Source organism: Agrobacterium deltaense RV3 (genome assembly GCF_900013505.1).
Classification (GTDB): domain Bacteria; phylum Pseudomonadota; class Alphaproteobacteria; order Rhizobiales; family Rhizobiaceae; genus Agrobacterium; species Agrobacterium leguminum.
On sequence record NZ_LT009746.1, the window covers coordinates 1861722 to 1874988 of the forward strand.

Sequence of the window (13267 nt, forward strand, 5' to 3'; positions counted from 1 at the left end):
GACGTTTTGCCCCGCTGAAGCGGAAATAAAGTTGACTACTACATTCATCAATTGAAAGAGCGATGCATCGTCGCGATGACGATTTGGGACAGCCGGGGACAAGACACGATGCATGACGGTTCGATGATCATTGGGATGCGCTCGCGGGCACTGCTGGCATTTCTTCTGGCCGGGGTCGCCCTGCCTGCTTTCGCGCAGGAGAGTGCGACGCCGAAGAAAAATGCTGATGGAACGACGGTGCTCGAAACCATAACCGTCAATGCGGATGTCAAAAAAGGTGCGCGCGGTTATCAGCCGGTGACGACGGGCACGGCGACGCGCACCGAAACGCCGCTCCTCGATATTCCGCAATCGGTCAATGTGGTGACGGCTGAGGTGCTGCGCGACCAGCAGGCGCGCTCGCTGGACGATGCGCTGGCCAATGTCAGCGGCGTCACCCAGGCAAATACGCTCGGCGGCACGCAGGATGCCGTCATCCGCCGTGGTTTCGGCGATAATCGCGACGGGTCCATCCTCGTCAACGGGCTGAAGACGGCGCTGCCGCATTCCTTCAACGATACGGTCGAGCGGGTGGAAGTGCTGAAAGGCCCGGCCTCCACGCTTTACGGCATTCTCGATCCCGGCGGCATGGTGAATGTCGTGACGAAGAAGCCGGAAGACACGTTCACGGGGCAGGCCTATTCGCGCTTTTCCGCTTATGGGGCGGGCAAGTATGGCACATCGGGCGGTTTCGATGTCACCGGCCCGATTGCGGGCACGGATTTTTCCTATCGCCTGATCGGCGAAGGGGAAAACAGCGATTACTGGCGTAATTTCGGTGAGAAAAAGAACTGGCTGATCGCACCTTCGCTGAAATGGAGCGGCGAGGACACCGATATTACGGTTTCCTACATGCATGAGGACTACAGCGTGCCGTTCGATCGCGGCACGATCTTCAATCCGGCGACCGGCAAAGCGATCAATGTCAGCCGCCGCCTGCGCCTCGATGAAGCCTATAACATCACCGATGGTAAATCCGATCTAGCGAGCATCGCCATAGACCGCCAACTCTCCGATGACTGGAAGCTGTCGCTGAATTACGCCTATAGCCGCAACGAATATTCGGACAATCAGGCGCGCGTGATGGGTTATAATTCCCGCACCGGGCAGGTGACGCGACGGGCCGATGCGACGCAATATTCGACGATCTACAATCACGCGCTGCGAGCGGATCTGACGGGCGAGGCCGAAATCGGTGGGCTGCGCAACGATCTGCTGTTCGGCGCGTCTTACGATTACAGCGATACCCTGCGCACCGACATGCTGCGATGCGCGAATTCCACGAATTTCAACATCAACAATCCGGTTTATGGCCGCCTGCCGGTCTGCACCACGGTAAGGGCGGTCGACAGCGACCAGACGGAACAGCTTTCCACCGCCTCGATCTATATGCAGGACGCCCTGCATCTTAACGATCAATGGATCGCGGTCGGCGGTTTGCGTTACCAGTATTACGACATCTATGCCGGCAAGGGTCGTCCTTTCGTCGTCAATACCGAGAAGGATGGCGGCGAGCTCATTCCCAATGCCGGTCTGGTTTACAAGCTCACTCCGGATGCCTCGCTCTATGCCAATGTGGCCAAGACCTTCCGTCCGCAATCATCCATCGGCGCCTATTATGGCGGGCTCGATCCGGAAGAGGGCATTTCCTACGAAGTGGGCGCGAAGTTCGATCTTTTCGCCGGGCTGAACGCCAATATCGCCCTGTTCAATGCCCGCAAGCGCAATGTCGCCTATTCGGAAGATGTCGGCGGCGTCTCGACGGTGAAGGCCGCCGGCCTCGTCCGTTCGCGCGGTGTGGAGGTCGATATTGCCGGCAGCCTGACCGACGATCTCGATCTCATCGCAAGCTATGCCTATACGGATGCGCTCGTGCTCGAAGATCCCATCTATGCCGGCAAGCGCCTGCCGAATGTGGCGCGCCACACCGGCTCGCTCTTCCTTGCCTATGATGTCGGCGAGGTCGGTCCGAACGGCAATACGCTGCGCATCGGCGGCGGTGTGCGGGCGGTGGGTGAGCGCGCCGGCATCAACGACAATTCCTATAATCTGCCGGGCTATGCGGTCTTCGACGCCTTCGCCACCTACACGCTTCAGTTCGAAAAGCCGGTGACGCTGCAGCTCAATCTGAAGAATATCTTCGACAAGACCTATTACACCTCGTCCATCGGCTCCACCAGCTATGCCAATGCCGTAGGAGAGCCCTTCAATGTCAGCCTCACGGCCAGCGTGAAGTTCTGACATCGCCAGTCATGAGAGCGGGGTGAACGCCCCGCTTTTTACTTCCACATGGCGCGCATCCGCGCACCCACATCGATGCGGATCTGCTGCGCGCTGCGCTCCGAAGCGGCGGCCGACACCAGTGGCCAGGTTGCCGTTTCAAAGAATTGCAGCAATGTCGCCGGGATGAAGCGGGTTCTTGCGGCGTAAACATGCCGGTCGCCCTGCTGGTTCTGCCCGCCGGTGAAGAAACGTTGCGGCGTGATCAGCGACAGGCTGTCCTTGGCGCGCGTCATGGCGACATAAAGCAGCCGGCGTTCTTCCTCCAGTTCCTGCGTGGTGCCGACCCCGAGATCAGAGGGAATGCAGCCGTCGACCACATTCAGAATGAAGACGGAGCGCCATTCCTGGCCTTTTGCCGAATGGATGGTGGAGAGGCTGAGATAATCCTCGTCAAGCAGCGGCACGCCGGCCTGATCGCTGGTGGCGTCGGGCGGATCGAGCGTCAGCTCGGTCAGGAAGCGCTCGCGTGAGGGGTAGCCGCCGGCGATCTGCTCGAGCTGGAGCAAATCGGCCTTGCGGGTGTCCGCATCCTCATGGATGCGTTCCAGATGCGGTTCGTACCACAGTCGCGCCTGCCCGATCTGGCCCGGCCAGTCGTTCGGCGCCTGTAGCAGGCCCACCAGCATTTGCGTGAAGGTCGTCCAGTCGTCGCCGGTCTTCGGCGGCGGCGGAATTTCGGCAAGGGCAAGCAGCGGTTCGGGGTCTTTCGCAATCGCATCGAGAATATTGCCGGCCTTCTTCGGGCCGATGCCGGGCAGCATCTGTAGCAAGCGAAAACCGGCGACGCGGTCGCGCGGGTTCTGCGCGAAGCGCAGCACGGCCAGCATGTCCTTCACATGGGCGCTGTCGAGGAATTTCAGGCCGCCGAATTTGACGAAGGGGATGTTGCGGCGGGTCAGTTCCACCTCGAGCGGGCCGCTATGGCTGGAGGTCCGGAACAGCACGGCCTGCTGTTTCAGCGTCATGCCGGTTTCGCGATTAGCGAGAATCTGGTCGATGATGAAATTCGCCTGCTCGGTTTCGTCCTTCACCGTCACAAGCTTCGGGCGCTCCAGCGACTGCCGCTCGGTCCAGAGGTTCTTGGTGAACCGCTCGCGCGCCAGATCGATGACGCCGTTGGCGGCCGCCAGGATCGGCTGCGTCGAGCGATAATTGCGGTCAAGCGTGATGATGTCGGCAGCAGGGCTGAAGGACGCCGGAAAATCGAGGATGTTTCGCACCGTCGCCGCCCGGAAGGAATAGATCGATTGCGCATCGTCACCCACCACGGTCAGTCCGCGGCCACCGGGTTTCATCGCCATCAGCACCGATGCCTGAAGCCGGTTGGTATCCTGATATTCGTCGACCATCACGTGGTCGAAGCGGTTGCCGATATCGTCCGCAAGAACGGGGTCGCTGACCATCTGGGCCCAGTAGAGCAGGAGATCGTCGTAATCGAGCACGTTCTGGACCTGCTTGGCCTCGACATAGGCTGCAAACAGTTCCTTAAGTTCGCTCTCCCAGTTGGCGACCCAGGGATAATGCTGGCGCAATATCTCCTTGAGCGGCGTCTGGGAATTCACCACGCGCGAATAGATCGCGAGACACGTACCCTTCGTTGGAAAGCGGCTTTCGGTTTTGGAAAAGCCCAGCTCGTGCCGGGCGAGGTTCATCAGGTCGGCGCTATCCTCGCGGTCGTGGATGGTGAAATCGATGTTAAGCCCGATCTGCTCGGCATAGATGCGCAACAGGCGCGCGCCGATGCCGTGAAACGTACCGGACCAGGCCAGCGCGTCTGTCATGATTGCCGAATTCGCCCCGATAACGTGTTTGCAGATACGCTCGACCCGTCGCGACATTTCCGTGGCGGCACGTCTGGAAAACGTCATCAGCAGGATGCGGCGGGGATCGGCGCCATTCACAATCAGATGCGCAACACGGTGGGCGAGCGTATTGGTCTTGCCCGAACCGGCCCCGGCGATGATCAGCAGCGGCCCAGCCGTGTGCCCGTCTGCCAGCCCAACGCCATGCTCCACCGCCCTGCGCTGCTGTTCGTTGAGCTTTTCCAGATAGGCAACCGCCATGCCAGCAATCCTTAGATAACCTGCCTGTCCTCACCGGTGAGAACCTTCTTGTTCAGAGGCAGTCGTCGGAATGTCCGGCCATTGTCTGCCCTGTCGTCGCAATGATTAGCAAAGACTCAAACAGCAATCCAGAACAAATGCTGAACGCATTGTTCCGGTGGTTTGCGCGCAGTCGGTGGTGAGATTTGTCGGCCCAAAAGGTCGCCCGTCCCCTGCCTGCGATTGGCCGCTGCCGGGCAGGCAAAATCCCCGAAATTGCGCCACGGGAGAAGGCGGGGCGGCCGTGGATGGGCCGCCCGGTGTTGCCGTCGGGCGGTGATCGTTACAGGAAACTGCTTTCGAACAGCTCGCCTGAATAGGCCGAATGGGTAACGCCTGCTTCAAGGTCGGCCTTGGTCAGCTCATCGACAAAATCGCCGTTCTGCATGACCAGCACCCGGTCGCACATATGGGCGATCACCGCGAGGTCGTGGCTGACGAGAACAAAGGTGAGGTCGCGTTCTTCGCGCTGGTCGGCAAGCAGGTTCAGGATTTCCGCCTGGATGGAGACGTCGAGCGCGGATGTCGGCTCGTCGAGCAGCAGGATCGGCGGTTCGAGGATCAGCGCGCGGGCGATTGCCACGCGCTGGCGCTGGCCGCCGGAAAGTTCATGCGGGAAGCGCTCGGCGAAATGTGCGGGCAAGCCCACCTGTTGCAGGGCGGCAGGCACTTTCGACCAGCCATCGCCAAGTCCCATGGCGCGGATCGGTTCGGCGAGCGCCCGGCCGATGCGGTGGCGCGGGTGCAGCGAACCGTAGGGGTCCTGGAACACCATCTGCGCCAGTTTCAGTTCGTCGCGACTGCGGGTCTTGCCGACCGGTTTACCGTTAAAGCTGATGGAGCCGGTCCAGCCGGCCTCCAGCCCCGCCAGCGACCGCAGCAAGGTCGACTTGCCGCAGCCGCTTTCGCCGACGATGCCGAGCGTTTCACCCCTGTTGACCGTGAGGCTGACGCCGCGCACGACGTGATTGCGGTTTTCCTTTGCGCCATAGACGACGTCGAGCTTGTCTACCGTGATCATCGCATCACCTCCGCATCGATGGCCTGACGGTCCAGCACCTTGAGACGCCGCACCGGATTGCGGGGATCGGGCATCGCCGCGATCAGGCCCCGCGTATAGGGATGTTGCGCATCCTCCAGCTTCGTCAGCGTTTCCACGACGCGCCCGCCATACATGACCAGCACGCGCTCGCAGAAGGCCGCGACCATGCGGATGTCATGGCTGATGAGGATCAGGCCGGAATTATTCTCCCGCACCATCTCGTCCAGAAGCAAAAGCACATCCTTGCGGACGCTGACATCGAGGGCCGAGGTCGGTTCGTCGGCAATGACCAGCTTGGGCTTTGCGAGCAGCATCATGGCGATCATCACGCGCTGTCCCATGCCGCCCGATATCTGGTGCGGATAAAGCGCCATCACGCGGTCGGGATCGTTGATGCGCACGCGCAGCAACATGTCGCGTGCTGCACCTCTCGCTGCCTTTCCGGTCAGCGCCAGATGCAGTTCGGCGGCCTCCGCCACCTGCTTTCCGATGGGCAGCACCGGGTTCAGCGAATAACGCGGGTCCTGCATGATAAGCGCCATGTCGCTGCCGCGGATTGCGCCCATCTGCCGCTCGGATTTTTCGAGCAGCGGCTCGGACAGGAAATCCATCCGCTCCGCCGTCACCGTGGCGCTTTTCGGCAGGAGCCGCATGGCGGCCCGGCCGGTGGTGGATTTTCCCGAGCCGGACTCACCGACGATGCCGACCCTTTCGCGCCCGACATCGAAATTGACGTTGGACACGGCTGGAATGGTGTTGCGGCCGAAACGGACATTGAGGTCGCGGACCGAAAGGATGGGGGAGCTATCAGGAACGGGCATGACGCGGATCCAGAAGGTCGCGCAGCGTATCGCCGGCGATGTTGAAGGCAAGGCTCGTCAGCAGGATGGCGATACCGGGCATGACGGCGACCCACCAGTAGTCGAGCATGAACTTGCGGCCGCTGGAGATCATCGCGCCCCATTCCGGCAGCGGCGGCTGGGCTCCGAGACCAAGGAAGCCGAGTGAAGCGGCCGTCAGGATGATGCCGGCCATGTTCAGCGTCAGGCGAACGATGACCGAGGGAATGCACATCGGCGCAATGTACAGAAACAGGATGCGCAGCGGCGAGGCGCCATAGAGGCGGGCGGCGGCGACGTAGTCGGTATTGCGCACGACAAGCGCTTCCGCACGGGCAAGACGCGCAATCGGCGGCCATGCCGTCAACGAGATCGCAATGATCGCCGTGCCGAGGCCGGCGCCCATGGCGGCCGCAAAGGCAAGCGCCAGCACGAGCGAGGGGAAGGACAGGACGATATCGGTCGCGCGCATCAGGATCGCGTCGGTTCGTCCGCCGAAGAAACCGGCCATCACGCCAATGGCAAGGCCGATAGGACCGACGATGACCGAGACCGACAGTACGGTCTGGATGGTGATGCGGGTGCCGTATACGAGGCGGCTGAAAATATCGCGGCCGAATTCGTCGGTTCCGGCCAGATGTGTCCAGCTGGGAGGCTGAAGCGCGTTTTCCAGAGCCTGGCGCGCAGGATCGTAAGGCGCAATGAGCGGTGCGAAAATGGCGACCAGAACCAGAATGGCCAGAATGGCGAAGCCGAACATTCCAAGCGGTTCGTCCGCGAGCTTTCGAAGTGTCCGCGCGGTGGTGGTCGAGATGCGCGACAGGGCGCTGGGACGATCAACGGTATTGTTATGCGCGATATCGGTCATCGTGCGGCCTCCCGTGTACGGGGATCGAGCGTGGTGTAGGCCAGATCGGCGAGGAAGTTGAGCAACATGAAAATGAAGCCGATGACGATCGTGGCGGCCAGAATCGCATTCATGTCGCCGATGAGCAGCGCATTCGTCATGTATTGGCCGATACCGGGCCAGGAGAAGACGATCTCCGTGACAACGGCGCCTTCCAGCAGGTTGCCATAGGAGATCGCCAGCACGGTGATGAGCTGCACGGCGATGTTGGGCAGCACATGGCGGGTGATGGTGCGTGCGGGGCTGACACCCTTGGCCCTTGCGGCGATGACATAATCCTGGCTGAGCTGTTCGAGGGTAAAGGCTCTCGTCATGCGGGTAATATAGGCCATGGCCATATAGGCGAGGATGATCGCCGGCAGGATGATGTGTCCAAGCGCATTCCAGAAGATTTCCGTCTCGCCCGCAAGGAGGGTGTCGACGAGCATCAATCCCGTCTTCGGCTCAACGAGGCCTTCGTAAAAGACATCGACCCGGCCGGGGCCTGCGACAAGGTTGAGATTCGCGTAGAAAATCACCAGCCCGACGATGCCGAACCAGAAGACCGGTATCGAATGTCCCACCAGCGCAAACACGCGCGCGAACTTGTCGATGAAGGTGTCGCGGAAGAGGGCGGCGGCGAGACCGAGTGGGACGCCGACGACCGTCGAGATGATGATCGCCAGCGTGGCGAGTTCGAAGGTGGCGGGGAAAGCCTGCGCCAGATCGCGGGTAACGGGGTTGCCGGTCAGGATTGCAATGCCGAAATCGCCATGCAGCAGCCCGCGCAGATAGATGAAGAATTGCTGGTAAAGCGGCAGGTCGAGCCCCAGCCGCGCTCGCATGGCCTCATAGGCCTTGGGGTCGGCAAGTTCGCCGACGATTGCCCCGACCGGATCGCTCGGCATGACCCGGCCGATGATGAAGGTGATGCAGAGCAGGATGAAGAGGCTGACGATCAGTTGCAGAAAACGATGTCCAAGCCCGCGCAGTGAGATTTCCGTCATTGCTGGCCGCACTTCCATGTGAGAACGCTGTCGGCAGTGGAGCCTTTGCACGCTGCTCGCCGCAGACGCGCAATTCTCCTTTGCAAAAACTCTTGATGGTACTTCATCCCAACTCCTCCCTGAGCTAACATGAAAACATATGATGTGCGGCTATGTCATAATATGAGTAGCGAAGGGATTCGCATTCTGCAAGAGGGAAGAGTGGCATGATGGGCGACAAAACGAGGCCGCGGGAGAGGCGGGCACAACAGATCATCGATAATCTCAGCGCAGAAATTCGCAGTGGAAAACTGAAAAACGGTGATCAACTTCCCACCGAACCGGAGCTTGAGCGCAGCTACGGCGTGAGCCGCACCGTGGTTCGCGAGGCGATCGCGGATTTGCGTTCCGCCGGCTATGTCGTTCCCATCCAGGGCAAGGGGGTTTTCGTCAGCAATGCCAGTGAATGGGCCGGCGTGAAACTGACGCAATCCGAAGTCGGAACCATTGCGGAAACGCTGGAAATGCTGGAGTTCCGGCTTGCGACGGAAGGGGAGGCAGCGGCAATCGCCGCCTATCGCCGCACCGCCCAGCAGGAGGCCGCAATCTCTGCGGCGCACCGGAAAATGGCCCGCGCCATCGATGCGCGTGAAACCACCGTCGATGCCGATTACGAGTTTCACACGGCCATCGCGATCGCCACGAACAACCGCTTTTATCTGGAGGCTCTGCGTCAGTTCGGTTCGCGCTCGATACCGCGCGGGCAGTTCCCGACGCTGCCGGAAACCGGTGATGCGAATTATCTTCGCAAAGTGCAGGCCGAGCACGAGGCAATCCTGCGCGCCATCGTCGAACAGGATCCGGAAGCGGCGCGAAAAGCCATGCGCGAACATATGCTTGCGAGCCAGCGCCGATACAGGTTGCTGTCAGAAGCGCAATAGCATCTCGACACTCATCTTATTTCATGCGATGTCATATGATGACTTGCATGGAGAGAGGAGAGAATCGATGTATGTCGGCACCCAGGTTGCTGCGCGCGATGACGAGGATTTTAAGGTTTGGGCGCAGCTCGGCGTCAAAAATATCAACGCGGATCCACCCGGAAAGCCCGCGAGCTGGACTTTCGAGGACTTTGAGCGCCACCGTGACAAGGTCGAAAGCTTTGGCCTTGTTCTCGACATGGTGCAATTGCCGCTGCCGTCGCGGCCCATCGAGCAGGCGTCGTATCCCGATATCCTGCTTGCGGGCCCTGATCGCGACCGGCAGATCGATGCCGTCTGCACGATGATAGAGAATATCGCCAGGGCCGGTATCCCTGCCGCGAAATACAATCTCAACCTCATCGGCATTCCGCGCACAGAAATGGAGCGCGGCCGCGGCGGCTCGCTCAACGAGGCCTGGCGTTGGGACAAGGCGGACCATGATGCAGCGCCGGGTCTCGCGGGCGTTCTTTCCGAAGACGAGAACTGGGAACGCATCGACTATTTCCTCGAGCGTGTGGTGCCGGTGGCCGAAAGCAACCGCGTGCGCCTGGCATGCCATCCGCATGATCCCTATACGCCGCCGGGCTACAGGGGCGTCACCCGTGTTCTCGGCACGGTCGACGGGCTGAAGAAATTCGTGCAGATGCGCGAGAGCCCCTATCATGGCCTTAATTTCTGCCAGGGGTCGATCGGCGAGATGCTCGACAATCCGCGTGAAGAAATCGACGACATCATCAGGTGGTTCGGCAGCCGCGACAAGATCTTCAACGTCCATTTCCGCAATATCAGCGGCGGCAAACTCTCCTTCATGGAGACATTCCCCGATGAGGGCGACATGGACATGGTGCGTTCGCTGAAACTCTATCACGAACTCGGCTATCGCTACATGATCATGCCGGACCATGTGCCGACGATTGCCGGGCGCGATGCCGTCGGTGTCGCTTTCGCCTTCTGCTACGGCTACATCGCCGCCTTGATAGAAGCGCTTGATAACAAACATCTTTGACCATTCTGGCCCGCGACGCCCCGCTGCGTCGCGGGCTTTTTTCCCAAACGTGAATTACCGATCTGTAGGAGGAGCAGGTATGAGAAAATCATTGATCCGTCTCGCACTCACCACGGCCCTTGGCGCCATGCTGGTGCAGGCAGCGCCGGCCGTGGCCAAAACACCGAATGACCAGCTTGTCATCGGAACCTCGCTGGCTCAGGTGCTGTCGCTTGATCCGCATCAGGCCACCGAAGGAAAAGCCAACGAAATCATGTCCAACCTCTATGACCGTCTGATTTCGGTCGATGGTTCGGGCAAGGTTTCACCGCAGCTTGCCGAGCGCTGGGAGATAGATGACAAAGGCATCACCTTCCATCTTCGCGAGGCCAATTTCGCCTCGGGCAATCCGGTAACCTCGGCAGATGTCGTCTATTCGCTCAGCCGGCTGTTGAAGATGAACCAGGCGGCCGCAGCCAACCTCAAGCGCGTTGGTTATAATGCCGATAATGTCGACAAGCTGGTGAGCGCGCCTGATGAAAAAACGGTACGCATCGATCTTTCCGGCGAAACGACGTCCGAGCTGCTTCTTTACCGTCTGGCCATGGTCATCGCCAGCGTCGTCGACAGCAAGGAACTCAAGTCGCATGAAAGCAGTGGCGACTGGGGCAATGGCTGGCTGAGAACCAATTCCGCCGGTTCCGGTCCCTTTACGCTCAATCGCTGGTCGCCGAATGAGATCATCATTCTCGAGGCCAACAAGAATTATGTGGCCGGCAGCCCGAAAATGCGCCGCGTCATCGTGCGGCATGTGCCGGAAAGCCAGGTGGAGCGCCTGATGCTGGAGCGCGGCGATATCGACATCGCCAGTGCGCTGACGGCTGCCGACCTTGCAACCTTCAACAACAAGGAAGGCTTCCAGATCCAGCGCGTGCCGACGGGCGGTTTTTACGTCCTGTCCATGAATGCCGGCAAGGAACCTTTGTCCAACCCCAAGGTCCGCGAAGCGATTGCCTATGGCATCGACTACAAGGGCATGGAAAAGACCATCATGGGTCCCTATGGCCGGGCGCGCACGGTGCCGGTGCCGGAAAACTTCGAATACGCCATTCCGAGCCCGGACTGGAAGCTCGATGTGGAGAAGGCGAAGGCGCTCCTCAAGGAGGCCGGTTATGAGAACGGCTTCACGCTTAATCTGAAGACGATTGCGCAAACGCCGCGTATCGATCTCGCCACCGCGATCCAGGCCTCACTCAGCCAGATCGGCATCAAGGTCAATATCCAGCAGGGTAACGGTTCGGACGTGATTGCCGCCCACCGTGCGCGGGATTTCGATCTGCTCATTCCGCAGACCGGCGCCTATATGCCGAATGTGCTGGGCTCGATGGAGCAATTCTCCAGCAACCCCGACAATTCGCTGGCCGCCAACAACGCCGGCAATTTCGTCTGGCGCTCGGCCTGGGACATTCCGGAACTGACGGCGCTCACGGCAAAGGCTTCGCTGGAACCGGACGCCAAGAAGCGTGGGGAAATCTACACCCAGATGCAGGAAATGTTCGTCGCCCAGAAGCCGGCGGTGCTGCCGATGTTCGAGAGGTTCGAGCCGATCGTGCTGAATGCGCGCGTGAAGGATTATGTGGGCCACCCCAGCCAGACGACCCGGCTGGAAAAGGTTACGAAGGATTAAGGGCAAACTATAGTCTTTGGAACCTGCGACGGGCGGTTTTACCGCCCGTTTTTTTATTGGCGGTTAGGTCCGTACCCCTGAAAGCGTCCTCCATGACGCGCCTCCGGCTCTTCGCGGACACGAAACTAGTCGCAGCAGGTGGTTGTCGCACGCCATCCAGTAATTTCAGGGGGTTTTCTCAAGGACTTCATCGGTTTAGACCGACCGATGACTATTCCTTCCATCGGGCGAGAGTCGTGAACTCCGCTCACCCACCTCCCGAAGAATGCGTTGATGACCATGAACCTTGCACAGATAAAACTTCCGTCTCGGCCGCTGAGCCTCAAACGTGGCGTCATTTCAGTGCCGGCAGCCTATTATTTTTCCATTCCGGTGCTTCTGGTCATCACGGCCGTCATGCTCGTCGCCGAAGGTCCGGGCATATTGCGCGACTATCAGATCAGCAAAGATCCGCTGGAGATTGAAAACGGCGATATCAGCGGTAGCTGCAAGACGCGCAAGGCAATCTTCACGACCTGTGAGGCGGATCTTTCCTATGACCATGCGGGCGTGAGCTACAAGAAGGATGTCGAGGTCATGTTCGTCGATTTCCATTCCGGCGATTATGAAACCGGACTGGTCATCTCCGCGAAGAACCCGGAACTCGCTACGATTTCGCTGGGCCTCGACATGCTCTGGAACCGCATCATCACACTTGGGGTGTTCGTTGCCCTGCTCGGCTTCGGCAGTTTGGCGATGCTGTTCACGCTTATCCGGGTCCTGCGGGTTCGCCTGCAGCTGCGCAAACCCGCACCGTTGACCGTCATTCCGGTGGCGCTGACGGCGGTTGCCGAAAAGCGCAGCCGTCTCTTTGTCACCTATGCCGATACGGTCAGAGAAGACAAGACCAAGCGGCAGTCCTTCACCCATCTGGAGAGGGGGCGAATTCCGGTCGTCGTTGGCCATAACGGAAAACACGATGTTGCGTTGGCAGTCTGGCACGGCAAGACCGCGCTGCCGGTTCTGCTCGACGACCGGCTGGAGCGGATCGAGCTATCGGAGCAGGAAAGGGCGGAGGCTCTCGCATCGCTTGCCCCGATGCTTGCGAACCAGACACCGGAGGGCGCCTCGGCTCCGGGTGCGACGAGTGCGAAAGGGCCGAGCCTCCTGCGCAGACTGGGGACTTTCGTTGCCATCGTGGCCGTCATCGTCGTCGCGGTTATCGGTTACTGGCTGTGGTACGTCACCAGCGCCCCGTCGCAGTTCAACTCGCCCGGCATGGACCTCAACAACATGATGCCCGCAGCAATTAACGAGTGGGGATGCGCCCGTCTGCAGGAGCGTTTCTCCGATGGCCCGGCGCCTTTCGGATGCGCCGCAGCCGATTATCGAAGCTGGAAATAAACGGCTTTTCCTATAGTCCCGGCCGGGCCGCGCGCGAAAAAGCTTACGGGCT

10 protein-coding genes are annotated in these 13267 nt (G+C 60.2%); 5 read left to right on the forward strand and 5 right to left on the reverse strand.

The window, feature by feature from the left end:
- Nucleotides 1–108: 108 nt before the first annotated feature.
- Nucleotides 109–2280, forward strand: coding sequence for a TonB-dependent siderophore receptor (locus AGR7B_RS22865; protein WP_080858004.1), 2172 nt, complete (start codon nt 109–111; stop codon nt 2278–2280).
- A 38-nt stretch (nt 2281–2318) separates the two neighbouring features.
- Here AGR7B_RS22865 and AGR7B_RS22870 read toward each other — a convergent pair whose 3' ends face one another.
- The 5 genes from AGR7B_RS22870 to AGR7B_RS22890 form a co-directional block, all read right to left on the reverse strand.
- A complete protein-coding gene (locus AGR7B_RS22870; protein ID WP_080858005.1) occupies nt 2319–4385 on the reverse strand; it encodes an ATP-dependent helicase in 2067 nt (688 codons plus the stop codon).
- 322 nt (nt 4386–4707) lie between these two features.
- Complete coding sequence (locus AGR7B_RS22875) at nt 4708–5445, reverse strand: ABC transporter ATP-binding protein (RefSeq protein ID WP_020809290.1); 738 nt, start codon at nt 5443–5445, stop codon at nt 4708–4710.
- Complete coding sequence (locus tag AGR7B_RS22880) at nt 5442–6287, reverse strand: ABC transporter ATP-binding protein (protein ID WP_020809291.1); 846 nt, start codon at nt 6285–6287, stop codon at nt 5442–5444. The genes AGR7B_RS22875 and AGR7B_RS22880 overlap by 4 nt, the downstream gene beginning before the upstream one ends.
- Nucleotides 6274–7173 carry an ABC transporter permease gene (locus AGR7B_RS22885; RefSeq protein ID WP_020809292.1) on the reverse strand — a complete coding sequence of 300 codons (900 nt, stop codon included), beginning with the start codon at nt 7171–7173 and terminating at the stop codon, nt 6274–6276. The genes AGR7B_RS22880 and AGR7B_RS22885 overlap by 14 nt, the downstream gene beginning before the upstream one ends.
- A complete protein-coding gene (locus AGR7B_RS22890) occupies nt 7170–8198 on the reverse strand; it encodes an ABC transporter permease (RefSeq protein ID WP_003521789.1) in 1029 nt (342 codons plus the stop codon). Before AGR7B_RS22890 ends, AGR7B_RS22885 begins: the two co-directional genes overlap by 4 nt.
- A gap of 206 nt (nt 8199–8404) precedes the next feature.
- On the opposite strand from AGR7B_RS22890, the gene AGR7B_RS22895 reads away from it, so the two are divergent.
- The 4 genes from AGR7B_RS22895 (at nt 8405) to AGR7B_RS22910 (ending at nt 13215) form a co-directional block, all read left to right on the forward strand.
- Nucleotides 8405–9118 (forward strand): FadR/GntR family transcriptional regulator, encoded by a 714-nt coding sequence (locus AGR7B_RS22895; RefSeq protein ID WP_080858006.1) that lies wholly within the window; start codon nt 8405–8407, stop codon nt 9116–9118.
- A 67-nt stretch (nt 9119–9185) separates the two neighbouring features.
- The gene (locus tag AGR7B_RS22900) at nt 9186–10166 is read left to right on the forward strand and encodes a mannonate dehydratase (RefSeq protein WP_080858007.1); all 981 of its coding nucleotides are present in this window, start codon (nt 9186–9188) and stop codon (nt 10164–10166) included.
- 127 nt (nt 10167–10293) lie between these two features.
- On the forward strand, nt 10294–11832 hold the full coding sequence (locus tag AGR7B_RS22905; protein ID WP_223215586.1) for an ABC transporter substrate-binding protein: 1539 nt from the start codon (nt 10294–10296) through the stop codon (nt 11830–11832).
- 279 nt (nt 11833–12111) lie between these two features.
- Nucleotides 12112–13215: a hypothetical protein gene (locus AGR7B_RS22910; protein WP_121490457.1), complete on the forward strand. Its 1104-nt coding sequence runs from the start codon at nt 12112–12114 to the stop codon at nt 13213–13215.
- Nucleotides 13216–13267 lie beyond the last annotated feature (52 nt).

What these genes read in the sequence shown, in the direction of transcription:
- AGR7B_RS22865 (WP_080858004.1), top strand. Translation starts at nt 109, where the DNA reads ATGCATGACGGTTCGATGATCATTGGGATGCGCTCGCGGGCACTGCTG.
- AGR7B_RS22870 (WP_080858005.1), bottom strand. Translation starts at nt 4,385, where the DNA reads ATGGCGGTTGCCTATCTGGAAAAGCTCAACGAACAGCAGCGCAGGGCG.
- AGR7B_RS22875 (WP_020809290.1), bottom strand. Translation starts at nt 5,445, where the DNA reads ATGATCACGGTAGACAAGCTCGACGTCGTCTATGGCGCAAAGGAAAAC.
- AGR7B_RS22880 (WP_020809291.1), bottom strand. Translation starts at nt 6,287, where the DNA reads ATGCCCGTTCCTGATAGCTCCCCCATCCTTTCGGTCCGCGACCTCAAT.
- AGR7B_RS22885 (WP_020809292.1), bottom strand. Translation starts at nt 7,173, where the DNA reads ATGACCGATATCGCGCATAACAATACCGTTGATCGTCCCAGCGCCCTG.
- AGR7B_RS22890 (WP_003521789.1), bottom strand. Translation starts at nt 8,198, where the DNA reads ATGACGGAAATCTCACTGCGCGGGCTTGGACATCGTTTTCTGCAACTG.
- AGR7B_RS22895 (WP_080858006.1), top strand. Translation starts at nt 8,405, where the DNA reads ATGATGGGCGACAAAACGAGGCCGCGGGAGAGGCGGGCACAACAGATC.
- AGR7B_RS22900 (WP_080858007.1), top strand. Translation starts at nt 9,186, where the DNA reads ATGTATGTCGGCACCCAGGTTGCTGCGCGCGATGACGAGGATTTTAAG.
- AGR7B_RS22905 (WP_223215586.1), top strand. Translation starts at nt 10,294, where the DNA reads ATGCTGGTGCAGGCAGCGCCGGCCGTGGCCAAAACACCGAATGACCAG.
- AGR7B_RS22910 (WP_121490457.1), top strand. Translation starts at nt 12,112, where the DNA reads ATGAACCTTGCACAGATAAAACTTCCGTCTCGGCCGCTGAGCCTCAAA.